This is a genomic window from Bacillus sp. V3-13 (assembly GCF_002860165.1).
Classification (GTDB): Bacteria; Bacillota; Bacilli; order Bacillales; family Cytobacillaceae; genus Bacillus_BJ.
Map to the genome: position 1 here is coordinate 1 of NZ_PGUZ01000042.1, position 17,567 is coordinate 17,567.

The following is a 17,567-nucleotide window of genomic DNA, read 5'->3' on the forward strand; positions in this document are numbered from 1 at the left end:
GCGCTGGAGCTGGACATCGAAACGCCCAACTATATTTAGAAACGTTTATACTTTCCTATAGCTGAACTAAAGCCGTCAAGCAGCTTTCATGAATCAAAAAATAGGTAAATATAAATCTCATTATCATAGTAATAATATTGCGGGAAAATGATTGGAAACGGACTTCTTTACAGTCCATTTTAACATGAATCGACAATGCCATCCGTTTTAAATGACGAAATTTGGGGTAAGTTCGTAGCAAGCGTTGATGTGATAAGCATTCTCATTACATTTTCTATTGAAATGTTGGCCATACAGTTTTACAATGGAAATTAAGGAATCCGTTTTCTATTGTTTTTAAAGGAAAACGATCGAATAAATATTGTTTATTTTATTGGGAGGGTTTTTCATGGCAAAATATACTATCGTTGACAAAGACACATGTATTGCTTGCGGGGCATGTGGAGCGGCTGCACCGGATATTTACGATTATGACGATGAAGGCATCGCATATGTGACGCTTGATGATAATGAAGGAATTGTTGAAATTCCTGATGTTCTGATTGACGACATGATGGACGCGTTTGAAGGCTGCCCAACGGACTCAATTAAGGTTGCTGATGAGCCGTTTGATGGTGACCCGACTAAATTCGAATAATGTTCTCCAAATACAGTTGACTCATCCCCTTTCTTTTTTAAGAGGGGATTTTTACATAAGTACGCAAAAAAGCCGGAGCTTGTGGAATTCATTCATTCCACAAGCTCCGGCTTTTCATTCATTATATGCTTTTATAGGCGGCCTGTTTGCCGATCCATGTCTGCATCCTGGAAAACAGTAACATAAACACAAGTGATATAAACAAACCTTTTACAATATTGAACGGCAGGATGGCGGTTACGATCAACTGGCGTGTCTCCACAGCAGACATTGCCGGCGCATTCAAGAAAAAGGTGTAGGCAGGCAGGATAACAAAATAGTTTAGGACACTCATCAGAATCGCCATCAGAACAGTTCCGTTAAAAAGGGCAAGCGTCATGCCTTTTTTGGATTTTATTTTTTCATAAATGTAGACGGTTGGCAGAATAAAGGTAACTCCGGCAATAAAATTGGCAATATGCCCGACAGGTACTCCGGTCGCACTGCCAGTCAAAAAATAATCCAAAATATTTTTAAACAATTCTACCAGAATTCCGGCCACCGGCCCAAAGATCAACGCAGCAATCAATGCAGGAATATCGCTGAAATCAATCATTAAAAAGCTCGGAAATGGCGGGATTGGAAAGTTCAGCAGCATTAAAACATAAGCTATGCTGCTTAGCATCCCAATCGATACTAGCGCTTTGACATTTAATTTTTTCATGTTCCTCTCTCCTTTTTGAGATCCATCTCACAATAGAAGAAAGGTTCGGCATTGGCATACACTACGTAAAAAACCCCCAAACAATAGTTTGAGGGAGAATTTACAAAGGCACGCTGAATAAACATTTAAACCCTGCAAAATTTAAATGCCTGCAGAACCTCCATCTTCTCCCATCCAGACTATACTGTCGGCTTTGGATTCACACCAAATCTGCCTATATGCGATTGTCCAGCTGTGGCTATTCACCGAGCCGATCAATCCATTCACTGGAGATTTCCCCCACAGTTTGGATGGCATCAGCTTGCCGGGAATATGCCTCGCTATTCAATCAGGCTCGCGGGCTTAGAGCACTGGCTCCTCACCGCCGGTCGGGATTTTCACCCTGCCCCGAAGATAGATCGTATTTAGTTTTTACAGGATAAGTATACTGAAAAAAAGATGATTTGTGAAGAACTATGCATATGAAAACTTTGAACATTCTCTTACGATGTCAATATGTTATCGAATTTCATCACTTCACCAAATTAAAGTGTTTACATTTTAAAGTGTTACAATTATGTACATTGACATATAAAAATCCGTCTTGTAAAATAATCAGAAAATTGCTTAATAATTATTGGGAAAAGCGGGTGAATTTATGCACAAAATTTTAGTGGCAGATTCGATCAGTGAAGCCGGGCTTGAGCCACTGCTCACGATGGACAACGTCGAGATTATCCAGAAAAAAACGGATGATCCGGATGTGCCTCTTGATCAAGTGGATGCTCTTTTAGTAAGAAGTGCAACAACCGTTACTTCGGAACTGCTTGAGAAAATGCCCTCATTAAAAATCATTGCTCGTGCTGGCGTTGGGGTTGACAATATTGACGTCGACGCTGCAACCAAAAAAGGAATCGTCGTCGTAAATGCGCCTGATGGAAATACAATTTCCACTGCGGAGCATACGTTTGCGATGATGGCTTCATTGATGCGAAATATTCCCCAGGCCCACGGTTCCATGAAAAATTATGAATGGAAGCGCAACGCCTTTGTCGGTAAAGAGCTTTACGGGAAGACGCTTGGAATCATTGGAATGGGCAGAATCGGCTCGGAATTGGCAAAGCGGGCTAAAGCCTTCGGGATGGCGGTCCAGGTATACGATCCGTTTTTAACAAAAGAACGTGCGGCAAATCTCGGAGTTGAAGCGTGTTCTCTAGACGATGTGCTAGCAAGAGCTGATATTATTACCGTTCACACCCCGCTTACATCTGAAACAAAAGGCCTTATCAATGATCAAGCATTGGCGAAGACGAAAAAAGGGGTTTTCTTTTTGAATTGCGCGCGCGGGGGGATTATTGATGAGCAGGCTCTTGCAAAGTATATAGGAGCCGGGCATGTGGCCGGGGCCGCGCTTGACGTATTTGAAACGGAGCCGCCGGGCGAAAATCCATTGTTAAAATTTGACAATGTGATCGCCACTCCCCACCTCGGAGCATCGACGAAAGAAGCTCAATTAAATGTTGCCACCCAGGTTGCGGAAGAGGTCCGCTTATTTCTCGAAGATAAGCCTGTTTCCAATTCTATTAATCTACCGGCTATCTCCAAGGAATTGTACGAAAAGATCCGTCCCTTTCATCACCTGGCCAAACAGATCGGAACCATTTTATCCCAGTGCATAAAAGAAGGTGTCCATGAAATATCGGTCACATATTCCGGTTCTGTTGCTGATTTGGAAACAACCTATTTAACAAAGGCGCTGCTATCAGGATTTTTCCGAAACAGAATTGACGTAAATGTAAACGAAGTAAATGCGTTGCTGACAGCAAAGGAACGCGGCATTACGGTTGGGGAAAAAATTTCAACCCATACATACGGCTATGCAAACAGCGTAACTGTGACGGCAAAAGGGGATGAAAGCCAGTTCACAATCCGCGGTACATATATCGATCATTACGGGCCGCGGATTGTCTATTTAAACGATTTTAATATCGACTTCCTGCCGGAAGGAAATCTTTTATATATTCAGCATATGGACCGGCCGGGCGTCATCGGCCGGGTTGGAAAAATTCTTGGCGATCATTCGATCAACATTGCGACCATGCAAGTTGGAAGAAAGCAGGCAGGCGGGGAAGCGATCATGCTATTATCGTTTGATAAACCCCTTCAGGAAGGGATGATCGAGCAATTATTCCAATTGGACGACATCGTGTCGATTAACCCTATTTTGTTATCTTAACAAAAACAGGACAGAGTCAGTCTCTGTCCTGTTTTTATGTATGATCAACCAGCCGGCTTCGTTTTTTTATGTAGCTCCGTTTATTTAGGGTATGTGAACTCGCTTTTCTTTTAACCAAGCGGAAATTCTTTTCGTTCTCCTTTTGAGAAGGTCATGATCGACCCGTAGCCAACATCTTTTGCCAGCTTCAGCGCCTGGTCAAAGCCGGCCCCTACATCTTCAGGGACGTGGGCATCGGACGAGAGAACGATCGGAATTTTCTTGTTGTAGCACATTTCCAGCAGCCTTTTATCCGGGTATAATTCCCCGACAGGCTTTCTTAAGCCGGCTGTGCTTATTTCCACACATGTTTTTGACTCTGCCAGAGCGTTTGTGGCCCGTTCGTATTGCGCCAATAAAAATTCTTCGTCCTTAGGGACATATTTAAAAATTTTCACAAGATCAAGATGCCCGACAATATCAAAAAGATTCGACTCCGCGAGGGTAACAACCTGATCGAAATAAGAAGTATATACTTCATGAAGATCGCGTCTGTCCCATTCATGTTTGTATTCACCCAGGTCAATGCCAAAATCACCGATCCAATGGATTGAGCCGATCACATAATCAAAATCATATTGGTTAATGAACTGCTCCATCTCTTTATGTTTTCCAGGAGTATAATCCATTTCGATCGACATCTTTACATCAATATCGTTATCCCAGGCCTCGTGAAAAAGCCTTACATAATCATCCATATCATAATATCTTCGTTCATTTACCCAATCGTTTTGCAAAATATTCGCAGTCTGGTAAAAGTGATAAGCGTGTTCGGAAACCCCAAACTGGCCAATCCCTTTTTGGGCTGCCTGGTCTGTAAATTTCCGTAAATAGTCAAGTGTCAGCGTTCCCTTTTCAAGATGATTATGGTAATCCGTCAGCATATTCTCCGCCCTCTCCAATTTTTATCATTATACTTTTTAATAAAGGAGATCGGCAAGAAAAAAATCAATAATGGCATCCGGATTGAATCATTTTTGTTTATTCATCAAGGCGAAGGGTCAATAATTGCTGCGGCTGAATTAACGCTGATTCCAGATTATTTATTTCCATCAATTGTTGAACGGTCGTGTTTGCCGCCCGGGAAATGCTTGTTAATGTATCACCCGGTTGGACTATATACTGGTTTTTAGTGGACGGTTTTATTGAAAGCTTTTGGTTTGGCTGAAGCCTGTTTCCGTCGATTCCGTTTAAAGTTGTAATCGTGTGAATTGAGGCGTTGTAATGTTCAGCAATTGACCAGACGGTTTCCCCCGGCTGGACGACGTGGATGATTTCCTGTGGCCCGGCATGATCCGCTTGCTTTTCCTGGACTGACCGGGGCTTGGCGGCGACTTCAATTGCGTCATAGCCAGGTTTATGATTTTTAAATGCCTGGACAGCTTCGCCCATTGCGATATTTCCTAAAACGGCAACAGGATTAACAGCATTTTTCTTTTCCACAGTCCATTCAGTCTGATGAACTTCAAAATGAAGATGTACACCTGACGAATCGCCTGTACTGCCCATTCCGCCAATCAAATCACCCTGTTTGACTGTCTGCCCTTCCTGTACATAGCGTTTATTTAAGTGCGCGTACACCGTCTCAAAATTATTTGGATGCCTGATAAAAACGACATGCCCATACGAACCGGAATAATACGATTTCAGAACCGTTCCCTCGTCTACAGCATAAATAGGCGTACCGTTTTTCGCCGCGATATCTATTCCTTTGTGATGCCCATGTCTTGTGCCATACAAATCCGTAATAATGCCATCAGCAGGCCAGATCCAATGGGCAGTTTGTTCGCTTACGTTTAGTGATTCAGCCTGGGAGTGCTTTCCGCCAAGAAATAATAAACTAACACACAATGCCATAATACCGGCAATCAGAAACCTTTTTATGTAGTCTTTCATTCTTTGCCTCCTTAACTTGTACTCTCCCTTTCACGTTATGAACGTTTGTACTTTATTAGAACTTCATGTCTATGTGGCTGCACCTGAAAACAGTATTTGGTGTTTCCTGACATTTTATGCAAATTCATTTATTTATTCGCAAGAGCAAGCGTTTTGGACATCATTCCGAAGCAGATAAAATGTCGGTCACGATGGCTCAAAAATAAAATATTAAATTTTTTTTACAAAGGACTCCATCAATTCGTAACAATTTAAATTTTCGAATATAATAGAATCTTTTATCATATTGTTATAAAATGGAATCACCAACCAATATTATGGGATCTCTGAAGGATGTGGCCAGATGAAAAAGAAAAAAGAAAAGCGCTATCTTCCGATAAGATTGAACTTATTATTTTTTGCTGTATTTCTACTATTCTCCTTATTGATATTAAGACTGGGAATCGTGCAAATTGTTTATGGAAATGATTTTAAGCGGGAGGTCGACAGAACCGAAAGCATTACTGTACAAAAACCGGTTCCGCGCGGAAAAATGTATGACCGGCATGGAAGAATCATTGTCGACAATACGCCAACTAATGCGATAACGTATACTAAATTGCAGGGAACAACCCCGAAAGAAATGCTTGCGACGGCAGAAAATCTGGCAAAACTGATCACCGTTGGCACTGAAAAGATTCGGGAAAGAGACAAACAAGATTTCTGGATCCTGCGAAACCCGCAAAAAGCAGCTGAAAAAATCACGAAGGCTGAGCTGCAATTGTTCAAAAAGAAAAAGTTGACTGATAAAGAGCTTTACCAGCTGCAGCTTGATCGGATAACCGAAGAAGACTTAAAGACGCTCACCGAGGATGACTTAAAAGTTCTCGCGATTTACCGTGAACTGAATTCCGGCTACGCGTTAACACCGCAAATCGTCAAAAATGATCATGTCACAAAGGAAGAGTTTGCACTCGTCAGCGAAAATTTAAACGCGATGCCTGGAGTAGACACAACGGCTGACTGGAAAAGAAAATACTTATATGAATCTACGTTGAAATCGGTGCTCGGAGGCATTACTGAAACGGATGACGGTCTCCCTGAAGAACGGATTGATTACTTTTTATCGCGCGGCTACAGCCGGAACGACCGGGTTGGCAAAAGTTATCTTGAAATGCAATACGAGGATGTATTGCATGGCCATAAAGCAAAAATCAAAAATATCACCGATAAAGCCGGCAATGTCCTTGGAACTGAAGTCATTTCAGAAGGCCAGCGCGGCAAAGACCTTGTCTTAACGATCGATATGGACCTGCAGATTGCTGTTGAAAAAATCATTGAAGAACAGCTTTGGGCCACCAAGCAGCTCCCTCATACAAATCTGCTTGACCGGGCATACGTCGTGTTGATCGAGCCAAAGACAGGAGAAATCTTGACGATGGCCGGCAAGAGAATCGTCAAAAATGAAGAGACCGGCAAGAACGAAATGATTGATGATGCCCTCGGAAATATCACCACTACTTACAATGTTGGTTCCGCTGTTAAGGGCGCTACAGTTTTAACCGGCTTTAAAACCGGAGCAATTAAGCCTGCTGACTGGTTCGATGATACACCATTAAGAATTAAAAACACTCCGGAAAAAGGCTCGTACACCTATCTTGGCAGGCCGGATGACGTGCAAGCTCTTAAACTGTCTTCCAATGTATATATGTTCCACACCGCGATCCGAATTGGAAAAGGACACTACCGTCCAAACATGCCATTGCCTATCGATACACAGGCCTTCAGCACAATCAGGGATTCATTTGCCCAGTTTGGATTAGGGGTCAAAACGGGAATCGACTTGCCGAATGAACAAATTGGCTTCAAAGGAATGAGCACGTTACCAGGTCATCTGCTTGATCTTGTGATTGGCCAGTATGATACGTATTCAACAATGCAGCTGGCCCAATACGTGTCAACAATTGCCAATGATGGATACCGGATTAAACCCCATATTGTGAAAGAAATCCGTGAGCCGGCGTCCGATCAAAATGAACTCGGTCCAATTTTTAAGAAAATCCCAGCTGCCGTATTAAATAAACTTGACGTTCGCGAGGAATGGCTTGACCGCGTTCAGCTCGGATTTCAAAAGGTCATGCAGGAAAGCGGCGGAACCGGCTACCGGGCCTTTGGCACTGCCGCTTACCTGCCTGCTGGTAAAACAGGAACGGCCCAGGCATTCTATGACGGCCCGCAGCGAAAAAAATCCGATGGCCCCCCTCCGGAAGTCATGAACCTGAGTTTAGTGGGATACGCTCCGTACAATAATCCGGAAGTAGCGATGGCCGTTATTGTTCCGTGGGCTTATCAGGCAGACACCGGTCCTTCTCCGAACATGGAAATCGGCCGGAAAGTCCTGGATACTTATTTCAGCTTGAAGCACCGCACAGACGGACAGTAGTTAAAAAAGATCAGCCGTGCTGGCTGATCTTATTTTCTGATATTTTGTTTATTTGCTCCGAGCGGGACATTGATGACTTGGGAAACCGGAAAGCCGCCGATCGATTCAACCGTGTCGTTTTTCAGGATGACAGCCCCGTAGCCGAAATCTTTGGCTGTCAATAAAATCGCTTCAACCGTATAAACTGCATTCGCAGACTTTTCAAAATTTGCAGGGCCATTTAACTCAACGGATAACAGCTTTGCATTTTCCCGGGAAGGCTTAATTTCGAATTGACCCGGTATCGATGGCAAGAGATTTCCTTCTGCTGATTTTTTCTGCATCGCGAGAAACGCTTCATCGATCGAAGCATATTCTTTGGTTGACGGAACTAAAAGAGGCTGTTCAAGGCTTCCCTGGTTTAAGAAAAAGTAACCATGGGCCCCTGATGATTGATCGCTTGCCAAATTAATACTTTCAGGCAAATCATTCTTCTTCAGACCCGCTTCATCCGCTGTTCGCAGGATAATCATGTCAACTTTGCCGGCGAAGCTTTGTTCAAGCACCTTTTGTATTATTAACTCACTGTCCGGCTCCTGACCGTACTGCGTATTTTCCGGAAAATTAATGGTAAGTTCCCGCTTTGTTTCATCGAGGCTAAAGTCAGCCTTAAGCGGATAATAATCATTGAGGCCCCAAGTCTCTTCCGCAAGATGGCCGGCTGTTTCCTCGTACAAGTCAATCCAAGGCTTTTTTTCCTCATTTGTAACAAGCACGCTGATCGGGACAACATTTTGTCCATCAGCTGCAGGAAGGGCATAGGTCAGTAATTCCTGCCCGTTTACATCCTCTTCATAAACGGCCGTCCTCGCAGGTGCCGCACTTAAAGTATCGGCCCCTTCTGCAGTCAAGGTATTCGCACTATCTGCTCGAGGATCTGCCTGGGTTTCAGCAGCTGATTCTTGTTGATCTTTCTTCTCCGCTTTGTCAGCATGTCTGTTGCTTTCCAAAGCGATCTTGTTTTCCTCCCGGCCTTCATGCTGCCGTTGCGCCGATTCCAAACTCATATTCCGGGCGGGGGAATCCCGCCAATCCAACAGTTCGGGCGCCAAAATAAAGAAAAGGATCAAGGCGGCTGCGGCAGCCAGGCCCGGCATGAGCCATGCCTGGCGCTTTCTTTTCCCGAGCTTCCCGGCAATATTTTGATAGATATCCTGAGGATTGCGATGATCTGTTAGCTTTGGCATTTGCCCAAGCAGCTTTTCAATGCGCTCATCGCTCCACTCTGATTTTTTCAATGCTCATACCCTCCTTTTCCATCGATTCTTCCATTCGCTTCTTTAACACCTTCAAGGCCCGGTGCTGGGTTGTTTTCACTTTGCTTTCTGTCCAGTCCAGCGCTTCAGCCGTTTCACTGATCGACATCCCCTGGATATAGCGCATTGTAATAACCATTCTTTGATCGACAGTGCATTGCTCCAGGCATCCGTACATCGCGCGAATTTCTTCATTCTGCATCGCAACCTCTTCCGGGATTGGCTGTTCATCCATCACTTGCTGGGTTGACCAGTCAAATCTGTCGAGCAGCCGCTGCTTCCAGCCTTTTTGCTTGCGAAAGAAATCAATTGCTACATTCCTGGCAATCGAAAACAACCACGTTTTTTCACTGCTCTTCCCCTCAAACCGCTCGTAAGACTTTAGCACTCTAATATATACTTCCTGAACAAGGTCCTCTGCCTGTTCTCTATTTCTCACCATATAAAACAAGAATTGAAATACATCCTGATGGTATTTCGTATACAATTCCTCAAAAACGGAGTCCATCGGTTCCCCTCCCCGTTCAACATAATAGTCGTAATTTATGTATAAAAAGTTTCACCTTCGAATCTCTCTGCACTTGCAAGGGCTGCTATTTGCTTTCTAACATGCCTTTTCCTAAATATAGACTCTTTCAAAAAAAAAAGGAAGGTTTTCAAGGAAATTCTTCCCTGTTCCTTCCTTCTTATTTTGCCTGCAAACAATCAATGTTTCCTGTGAATCAAGACTAATCGGCAAAACTGGCTAATTTATCCGATATTTCGAGGGACAAAAAACGAAAATGTCGTCCCGGCGTTAAGCTTTGTTTGCACTGTAATATTTCCTTTATGGGCATCGATAATATTTTTGGCGATTGCAAGGCCGAGACCAGTACCGGAACGACCCCGCGTTCTCGCCTTATCCGCTTTATAAAACCGTTCAAAAACAAACGGAATATCTTCTTCGGGAATTCCGGAGCCTGAGTCACTTACTTCGACAAACAAGCCCCGTTCATTCGTTTTCATGATCACTTCAACCGTGCCCGCATTTGGCGTATGCCTGATCGCATTATCGATTAAATTCGTTAGCACCTGTTCAATCCGGTCGGGATCAAACACGAAATATTCTTCATCAGTTAAAATGGAAAAAGTGAGTTTGATTTCCTTTTCTTTTGCAAGCCCGTGAAACTTGCGGATAATTCGCTGGATATACGGACGAATTTCCACTGCTTCCGTATTAAGTTCGATGTATCCCGCTTCCATCCGGGCAAGATCAAGGAGCTCGTTGACAAGGCGGCCCATCCGCAGCGATTCATCATAAATCACTTTCGCCATCTCCTGCTTTTCTTCAACCGTTCCGGCAATATCATCGACAATCGCCTCGCTATAGCCCTGCATCATCGAAATCGGCGTGCGAAGCTCGTGCGATACATTGGCAATAAAGTCTTTTCTGAGTTTATTCAGCTTGCGCTCCTCGGTCATATCGCGAATAACAGCGACAGCGCCGCGAATATACTTGTTATTATACAAAGGGCTGACGATGATCACCCAAAAACGGCCTTGAAAGGAGATTTCTCCGACTTGCTCATTTTCGGTATCAACTGCAAGCTGGAATAGTTCCATCACCTCGGAAGGAACTGCTTCCTGGTCATTTGCTTCATGCTGTTCATAATACCAATTTTGGAGAAACCGTTCGGCCGGAGGATTGGTGATTAAAATGGTCCCATCACGGTTAAACGTAATAACGCCGTCGGCCATTCCGCTTAAAATGCTTGAAAGTTGCTCTTTCTCCTGGCTCAATGCGTTCATATTGAATTTCAACTGGCGGCCCATCTGGTTAAAAGCAGTCGCCAATTCGCCTATTTCGTCATTCGTTAAAATAGGCACCTTCGTGTCAAATTTTCCTCTCGCCACCTCAAAAGCAGCTTCGCGCATTTTCCGTAATGGAGCTGTAATTCTCGTTGATAAGAAAAAAGCAAAAATCGTTGTTAACACGATGGCAACCCCTGCCGCAAGCCAAATAAATTTGGTCGTCGAGCGGGTCGTTTCCTCCATCACTTCAAGCGATTGATAAATAAAAACAGCACCTGTTTCATTCAAAGGAACACCAACAATTAATATTTGCGAGTCGCGGTTCATATTCGGGTTTTCTTCATCGACTGGCGAGATTTTTTTTACTGTATCCCGGTCGGTGAAAACCTTGGACAAATCTGGATCATTCATTAAAAAATCAAGCGGCAAATCGTCGGCTCGCTGTGAATTCGGAGAAAGGTGATATTGGTTCTGGTTTTCAAAGATTACACCCTTCGTCACACCATCGAGCATTTCCCATGAAATGTCCAGACTCAAATCATTTTGCTCATGTTCCTCGATAATCCTGGCGATTTTACTTGCCGTGTTTGTTAATCCCTTTTCCGTTTCGTTTATATGGTAGTTTTCAAAAAACTCCATCATCATGATCGTCAGAATAAACAGCACAAACGAAACAAGGAGAAGAATCGTAATCCAAAGCTTACCTACTACACTTCGCCAAAACATCATTCATTGCCAACTTCAAATTTATAGCCGACTCCCCATACAGTTACGATCATTTTCGCTGCCTGTTCCGAAACTTTATTCAGTTTCTCCCTGAGCCGCTTTACATGGGTATCGACGGTTCTTAAATCACCAAAAAATTCGTAGTGCCAGACTTCCTTAAGCAGTTGTTCCCTGTCAAACACCTTATCGGGTGTACGGGCCAGAAAATAAAGCAATTCATATTCTTTCGGCGTCAAGCTCACTTCTTCGCCATCGGCCATGACCCGGTGTGCATCATTATCAATGGTTAAATGCGGGAAAACAATCACATCTTTTGCAGTTGTCTCGGTTTGCAAATAAGTCGTTTTCGATGAGCGCCTTAGCAGCGCTTTCACGCGAAGGACAACTTCCCTCGGGCTGAAAGGCTTTACAATATAATCGTCTGTGCCGACCTCAAAACCCTGGACCCTGTTTACTTCTTCACCTTTCGCCGTCAACATAATGACCGGCGTTGCTTTTTTCTCACGGAGCTCGCGGCAAACCTCTACTCCATCTTTGCCGGGCATCATCAAGTCGAGCAGAATCACATCATAATCATTCGCCAGAGCCTTGGATAAAGCTTCGTTCCCATCCTCTGCTTCTTCAATTATGTAGCCTTCTCTCTCCAAATACATCTTCAACAATCGGCGAATTCTTTCTTCATCATCTACCACCAACACTTTTACATCGTTTTCCACTGAACATTCCCCCTTGCAGATATTTTACAAAACGGCGGCCTTTAATGCCATATTTTTTCTAACATTGGGTTCTCGCTATATTAGCTATACAAAATGTATTTTTAAAATAAAGCCTTCACTGCTCAGAAAAGTGAAGGCTTTATGAAAATGGACGGCGGTTAAGCGCCGGCATAGGAATGCAGGCCGGCAAGCACAAGATTTACGGCAATCAAGTTAAACATAATAATGATAAACCCGATTACAGCAAGCCATGCCGATTTCTCACCATGCCATCCTTTGGACAAACGGAGATGAAGAAATGCAGCATAAAATAAGAAGGTAATAAGTGCCCAAACTTCTTTCGGATCCCAGCCCCAGAAGCGGGTCCAGGCAATTTGCGCCCAGATCATCGCAAAAACGAGACCGCCGAGGGCGAATACTGGAAAACCAATCAACACTGACCGATAGCTGATTTCATCGACCAGATCGAGTTTAATATTTTTTCCCAATGGCTGCAGTGCTGCAGAAATACGCTTGCGCAGAATCAGGCGCAGTAAACCGTAAAGAATTAAACCGGCACCCATTGACCAGATAACCGTATTCAGTTTTTTCGCATTGATGAGAGCGGGCATTTCAATTAGAGGTTCCATTTTTCCTTCAGTTGTCAGCTCAGCTTTATGTGGTCCGGTAATCGCAGGCAAAGCATAATCCTGGACTGCTTCCGCACCGTTTTTATCAATCCAGTTATAAGACGCCTGGTAGCCACTTAAAGAAAATGCGCTCAAAACGATCACGAAACCTAACGTACTGATTAAGCCGTACATCACGACTTCGAGCCAAAACGTCTTTTTGCTGCTTTTTGTTTGGTCAACAACCTTGACGAGATAAATCAAGCCGGCAGCAAAACTGACAGACAATATCGCTTCCCCGAGGGACACGGTGATGACATGAATGGTCAGCCAGTGACTCTGCAGGGCAGGGATCAATGGTGAAATATCAGTCGGAAACATGCTTGCATAGGCAATGATCAAGACAACAATGGGCAGGGTGAATAACCCGAGCACAGGCGTTTTATACATAAAAAAGAATACAATAAAGGCACCGACAAGAGCCATACCGAAAAAGGCCGTAAATTCGAAGAGGTTGCTGACCGGCGTGTGTCCGGCAGCGATCCATCTGGTAATGAAATAACCGAGCTGAGCCGCAAAGCCGATAATCGTTAAAGTGATTCCGATTTTTCCCCAGCCGTTTACTCCTGTTTTTTTCGAATTCTTCTCCTTGATCGCACCGCCAAAAAAGGCGATGGCAATCAAGTAAAGAACAAAAGCTATATATAACAAGTTCGAGCTTAAAGCTGCCACTGTTTATCCCCCTTAAACTTCTTTTTCATTCTGCAGCTGATCTTCAGGTTCTCGAATACCGGTACCCTTTAAAACTGTTGCAATTTCTTTTTTCAAACCAAACCAGTTCTTGTTCGTATGGGCGGCAACCCAAACCTGCCCGTCCATTTGGCGAAGCCAAATCCTGCGATGGTTCCAGTATGCCCCCTGAACGACCCCAATCATAAAAATCGCGCCGCCAAGGCTGATCATCCAGAGCGTCAAATCCTTGCGAACCGTTAAAGCGGAAACATGTTTCGTTTCGACACCGTTAAAGGTCATTTTATATTGATTGTCATTTGACGGCTCAATCGTTTTGCGGATCGCTACAAAACTGATTTCCCCTTCCGGCGTCTCAGGTGTGATCATTTTAAAGACAAAGGCCGGATTGTTCGGTACTTTCGATTTTGTAACCGGCTCCCCATCGGCAATTTCATAATCCGGGTAATACTGGACGATTTCAACTGAGTAGCCGTTGCCCAAATCGTAGACATTTTGCGGATCATATAAATCGACCGTCAAATTCCCGAATGCTTCTTTCGTTTCCTTTTTTTCAAGGATAAATGACATTTTTTGCAGCTCATTCAGCTTATACTCTACTTGATACAAAGCAAAGTTTTCAAATTTCAGAGGGTCATTGACACGAATTTCGTAGTCTTTTACTTTTTTAAGCTCAGGTTCTTCACCGGCAACGGTGTCGCCTTGTTTTTTATAAAGAGTCACGTTTGTTTGAAAGTTTTTCGCAACCATCCCGGAGCGCTCAATCGCGTCCTTAAATACTTCTTTATCTTTTTCTTTATCATAGACTTCTAGAATAAATTGTTCATTGGCCAAATAATATTGCCCGTCCGTTTCCGGGATTACCTTTGTCTCTCCCTCGCGGACCCAAAGGATTTCATCGACGTACATGCCAGGCACGAATCTGAGCATCGCTCCAATCAAGAAAATGATCAATCCGACATGGTTCACATATGGGCCCCACCTGGAAAAACGGCCCTTTTCAGCAAGGATATCGCCGTTCTCTTCACGAAGCTTGTACCTTTTCGCTTTAAGATTTTGTTTAACTTGTTCAAAATCTTTTTCGCCGATCCCGGCGCTGTCGGTCATTCCAAAAATGCGTTGCCTCTTCAGGTAGCTTTCGTGCCTTGAAACCCGCTGCTTCTTTAAAGCCCGGTATAAAGGGATCACCCGGTCAAGGCTGCAAATCACAAGCGACACACCAATCGATGCGATTAAAATTAAATACCACCATGAACTGTAGAGATTATGAAATCCAAGCTGATAATAGAGATTTCCCATCCAGCCATATTGGTCCTCATAATATTCAGACGCCGGCATGACCGGCGGGATATACATCTCCTGCGGAAAAATCGTCCCGATCGCAGAGGCCGATAAAGTAATCACGATCAGCCATACGCCCACTTTAACGGACGAAAAAAAGTTCCAAATTTTATCTATTATCGTTTTATTGTATGTTTGTGAACGCCTGGCGCTGCCTTCGTAGCGCATATCAAGCAGCGCAGTGCCATTCTCCTGCTCCCCGAGCACCTTGCCGCATGATTCGCATAGAACCGTTCCGTGCGGATTTACGTGCCCGCAATCACATTTTACTTCATTCATATGAGAAAACTCCCTGTAACCTTAAGGTTTGATCTGCTCCATATATTTTTTAACCATGCTTTCAGTCAGCTCTCCGGTATGATATTTAACCACGGTGCCTTCTGCATTGATCAAAAACGTCGCAGGAAGAGGGTTGATTCCGTATGCTGATTGGACCTGGCCGTCCTCATCGATTACATTCGGAAAATCAAGCTTATATTTTTCTACAAATTTATTTACGGCCAGCTTTGATTCTCCAACATTTACGGCGAGCACCTGAACCCCTTCGTCTTTAAACTGGTTGTACTGGTTGTTTATATAGGGCATTTCTTTTTCACATGGTTTACACCAGGTTCCATAAAAGTTCAGGAATACTCCCTGGCCTTCGTATTCTGAAAGGCGGTGTTTTTGCCCGTTCATATCTGTTAAGACAAAATCAGGCGCCTTTTCTCCTACTGCTACTTTCTGGATATCACCTTTTGTGAAGTTGGCGTATAAAGTATAGGCGACCGCTGTCCCTAACAAAAGCAATATGACAGTTCTGATCATTAGGCGGTTTTTCTTCATATTCGCCCCTCCCAGCCTTTTTTTGCAAAACAATTTGCTTTTTATTATATCATTTTTCAACATCTCGATATTGTTTATAAGAAGATCGATGTGTGAACGTTATATGAACTTTTTCATTTTTTGTTTTGTGCCAGCACTCTGAGCTGTTTTACTTCATGTGCCGTCAGTTCTCTTATCTCACCGGCCTTAAGCCCTTGCAACGTTAAAAACCCGTATCGCTCACGCTTAAGCTTCATGACTGGATGCCCGATGGCCTCAAACATTCTGCGCACCTGGCGATTCCGGCCTTCGTGAATGGCAATTTCGATGATCGCTGAATTTTTCCGTTTATCGACAGACAGCAACTTCACCCTGGCAGGTGCTGTTTTGCCATCTTCGAGCTGGATCCCTCTTTCCAGGCTTCTCAGCTGTTCGTTTGCCGGTATCCCTTTTGTTTTCGCCACATAGACTTTTTCTATTTCATTGCTTGGATGCATGAGCAGGTTCGCAAATTCCCCGTCATTGGTCAGCAAAAGCAGACCTGAAGTATCATAGTCAAGCCTGCCGATCGGGTAAATTCTTTGTTCAATCCCTGAAAAATAATCAGTGATAACTTTTCTGTTTTTATCATCGCTTACGCTGGAAATGACCCCGCGCGGCTTATAAAAAAGGAAATATACAGGTTCCTCGCGTTCAACCGGTATCCCATTAACTTCAACTTTATCATTGGGAGAAACTTTTACTCCTAATTCTTTGACGATTTTACCGTTTACTTTCACTTTGCCTTCGAGAATCAGTTCCTCCGCTTTGCGCCGCGATGCAAATCCTGCATGGGCAATAACCTTTTGGAGTCTTTCCATCTATGTCACCTCATCATTGATTGAATCGTTCTGCTCCAACTCTCCATTCGGGGTATGATCCAGAAACCGACTTCACTTAATGAATTATGACATAAATCGTCCATTTTTCAAAGCAACGCCACCCTGTTTCTTTTATGTGGCATATTGACTAAAAGTTACAAGAGGACAAAAAAACCCGCCGTATGGCGAGTGTCAAATCGTATTGATTATAGTTGATCTCCAATTCATCAGCCGGCTCCAAACAGGATGATTACTACGGCAATTGCCGCGATGATTCCGATTAAGTCGGCAAGCAGCCCCACTTTTACCGCGTCGCCCATCTTTTTAATCCCGACGGCACCAAAATAAACCGTCAAAACATAGAAGGTTGTATCGGTGCTGCCCTGCAGGGTCGCAGCAAGCCGGCCGATAAACGAATCGGGGCCGTATACCGCAATTAAATCACTCGTCATTCCGAGTGCAGCCGTTCCTGAAATCGGCCGGATGATCGCCAGGGGCACAATCTCAGCCGGAACGCCGATCAAGGTTAATGCCGGCCGGATGATGTTCATGAAATAGTCGAGTGCACCCGAAGCACGAAACACGGAAATCGCCACGAGCATCCCGACGAGAAATGGAATGATCGACACGGCAATCTTTATGCCCTCCTTGCCTCCTTCTACGAAACTTTCATATGTCTCGACTCTCTTAAATGTTCCGTACAATAAAATAAAGCCAATTAAAAACGGAATAAACCAGAGGGAAGCGACTGAAATGATTTCCAT

The 17,567-nt window shown here is 43.9% G+C and carries 15 protein-coding genes and 1 riboswitch; of the genes, 3 read left to right on the plus strand and 12 right to left on the minus strand.

Features of this window, described 5'->3' with window-relative positions:
• The first annotated feature begins 388 nt into the window (after positions 1-388).
• Positions 389-637 (plus strand): ferredoxin, encoded by a 249-nt coding sequence (locus CU633_RS15355; RefSeq protein ID WP_101661471.1) that lies wholly within the window; start codon positions 389-391, stop codon positions 635-637.
• 121 nt (positions 638-758) lie between these two features.
• Here the strand turns inward: CU633_RS15355 and CU633_RS15360 are convergent, their stop codons facing one another.
• Positions 759-1,340 (minus strand): ECF transporter S component, encoded by a 582-nt coding sequence (locus CU633_RS15360; protein WP_101661472.1) that lies wholly within the window; start codon positions 1,338-1,340, stop codon positions 759-761.
• Positions 1,341-1,498: 158 nt separating this feature from the next.
• Positions 1,499-1,739: riboswitch (FMN riboswitch) on the minus strand.
• A gap of 238 nt (positions 1,740-1,977) precedes the next feature.
• On the opposite strand from CU633_RS15360, the gene serA reads away from it, so the two are divergent.
• On the plus strand, positions 1,978-3,555 hold the full coding sequence (gene serA / locus CU633_RS15365; RefSeq protein ID WP_101661473.1) for a phosphoglycerate dehydrogenase: 1,578 nt from the start codon (positions 1,978-1,980) through the stop codon (positions 3,553-3,555).
• Between the two features lie 110 nt (positions 3,556-3,665).
• Here the strand turns inward: serA and CU633_RS15370 are convergent, their stop codons facing one another.
• Together CU633_RS15370 and CU633_RS15375 are read right to left on the minus strand one after the other, a co-directional pair.
• A complete protein-coding gene (locus tag CU633_RS15370; protein ID WP_101661474.1) occupies positions 3,666-4,478 on the minus strand; it encodes a histidinol-phosphatase in 813 nt (270 codons plus the stop codon).
• A gap of 97 nt (positions 4,479-4,575) precedes the next feature.
• Positions 4,576-5,490: a M23 family metallopeptidase gene (locus tag CU633_RS15375; protein ID WP_101661475.1), complete on the minus strand. Its 915-nt coding sequence runs from the start codon at positions 5,488-5,490 to the stop codon at positions 4,576-4,578.
• Positions 5,491-5,833: 343 nt separating this feature from the next.
• Between CU633_RS15375 and CU633_RS15380 the strand changes: the two genes are divergently transcribed.
• Positions 5,834-7,912 carry a peptidoglycan D,D-transpeptidase FtsI family protein gene (locus tag CU633_RS15380; RefSeq protein WP_101661476.1) on the plus strand — a complete coding sequence of 693 codons (2,079 nt, stop codon included), beginning with the start codon at positions 5,834-5,836 and terminating at the stop codon, positions 7,910-7,912.
• 29 nt (positions 7,913-7,941) lie between these two features.
• Here CU633_RS15380 and CU633_RS15385 read toward each other — a convergent pair whose 3' ends face one another.
• From CU633_RS15385 to CU633_RS15425, 9 genes are all read right to left on the minus strand, one after another.
• Positions 7,942-9,189: a negative regulator of sigma-X activity gene (locus CU633_RS15385; RefSeq protein ID WP_101661477.1), complete on the minus strand. Its 1,248-nt coding sequence runs from the start codon at positions 9,187-9,189 to the stop codon at positions 7,942-7,944.
• Positions 9,164-9,715, minus strand: coding sequence for an RNA polymerase sigma factor SigX (gene sigX, locus CU633_RS15390; protein ID WP_101661478.1), 552 nt, complete (start codon positions 9,713-9,715; stop codon positions 9,164-9,166). Before sigX ends, CU633_RS15385 begins: the two co-directional genes overlap by 26 nt.
• 242 nt (positions 9,716-9,957) lie before the next feature.
• A complete protein-coding gene (locus tag CU633_RS15395) occupies positions 9,958-11,727 on the minus strand; it encodes an ATP-binding protein (protein ID WP_101661479.1) in 1,770 nt (589 codons plus the stop codon).
• A complete protein-coding gene (locus tag CU633_RS15400; RefSeq protein WP_101661480.1) occupies positions 11,724-12,440 on the minus strand; it encodes a response regulator transcription factor in 717 nt (238 codons plus the stop codon). The genes CU633_RS15395 and CU633_RS15400 overlap by 4 nt, the downstream gene beginning before the upstream one ends.
• A gap of 158 nt (positions 12,441-12,598) precedes the next feature.
• The gene (ccsB, locus tag CU633_RS15405) at positions 12,599-13,780 is read right to left on the minus strand and encodes a c-type cytochrome biogenesis protein CcsB (RefSeq protein ID WP_101661481.1); all 1,182 of its coding nucleotides are present in this window, start codon (positions 13,778-13,780) and stop codon (positions 12,599-12,601) included.
• A 12-nt stretch (positions 13,781-13,792) separates the two neighbouring features.
• Complete coding sequence (locus CU633_RS15410; protein ID WP_101661482.1) at positions 13,793-15,418, minus strand: cytochrome c biogenesis protein ResB; 1,626 nt, start codon at positions 15,416-15,418, stop codon at positions 13,793-13,795.
• Between the two features lie 21 nt (positions 15,419-15,439).
• Positions 15,440-15,964, minus strand: coding sequence for a thiol-disulfide oxidoreductase ResA (gene resA, locus CU633_RS15415; RefSeq protein WP_101661483.1), 525 nt, complete (start codon positions 15,962-15,964; stop codon positions 15,440-15,442).
• A 113-nt stretch (positions 15,965-16,077) separates the two neighbouring features.
• A complete protein-coding gene (rluB, locus tag CU633_RS15420) occupies positions 16,078-16,803 on the minus strand; it encodes a 23S rRNA pseudouridine(2605) synthase RluB (RefSeq protein WP_101661484.1) in 726 nt (241 codons plus the stop codon).
• 227 nt (positions 16,804-17,030) lie between these two features.
• The gene (locus CU633_RS15425; RefSeq protein WP_101575755.1) at positions 17,031-17,567 is read right to left on the minus strand and encodes a spore maturation protein; all 537 of its coding nucleotides are present in this window, start codon (positions 17,565-17,567) and stop codon (positions 17,031-17,033) included.

Bases quoted from the DNA above. Each gene is read 5' to 3' on its own strand.
- CU633_RS15360 (WP_101661472.1), bottom strand. From the start codon at position 1,340: ATGAAAAAATTAAATGTCAAAGCGCTAGTATCGATTGGGATGCTAAGC.
- CU633_RS15395 (WP_101661479.1), bottom strand. From the start codon at position 11,727: ATGATGTTTTGGCGAAGTGTAGTAGGTAAGCTTTGGATTACGATTCTT.
- CU633_RS15425 (WP_101575755.1), bottom strand. From the start codon at position 17,567: ATGGAAATCATTTCAGTCGCTTCCCTCTGGTTTATTCCGTTTTTAATT.
- rluB (WP_101661484.1), bottom strand. From the start codon at position 16,803: ATGGAAAGACTCCAAAAGGTTATTGCCCATGCAGGATTTGCATCGCGG.
- sigX (WP_101661478.1), bottom strand. From the start codon at position 9,715: ATGGACTCCGTTTTTGAGGAATTGTATACGAAATACCATCAGGATGTA.
- CU633_RS15355 (WP_101661471.1), top strand. From the start codon at position 389: ATGGCAAAATATACTATCGTTGACAAAGACACATGTATTGCTTGCGGG.
- serA (WP_101661473.1), top strand. From the start codon at position 1,978: ATGCACAAAATTTTAGTGGCAGATTCGATCAGTGAAGCCGGGCTTGAG.
- resA (WP_101661483.1), bottom strand. From the start codon at position 15,964: ATGAAGAAAAACCGCCTAATGATCAGAACTGTCATATTGCTTTTGTTA.
- CU633_RS15375 (WP_101661475.1), bottom strand. From the start codon at position 5,490: ATGAAAGACTACATAAAAAGGTTTCTGATTGCCGGTATTATGGCATTG.
- CU633_RS15380 (WP_101661476.1), top strand. From the start codon at position 5,834: ATGAAAAAGAAAAAAGAAAAGCGCTATCTTCCGATAAGATTGAACTTA.
- CU633_RS15410 (WP_101661482.1), bottom strand. From the start codon at position 15,418: ATGAATGAAGTAAAATGTGATTGCGGGCACGTAAATCCGCACGGAACG.
- CU633_RS15370 (WP_101661474.1), bottom strand. From the start codon at position 4,478: ATGCTGACGGATTACCATAATCATCTTGAAAAGGGAACGCTGACACTT.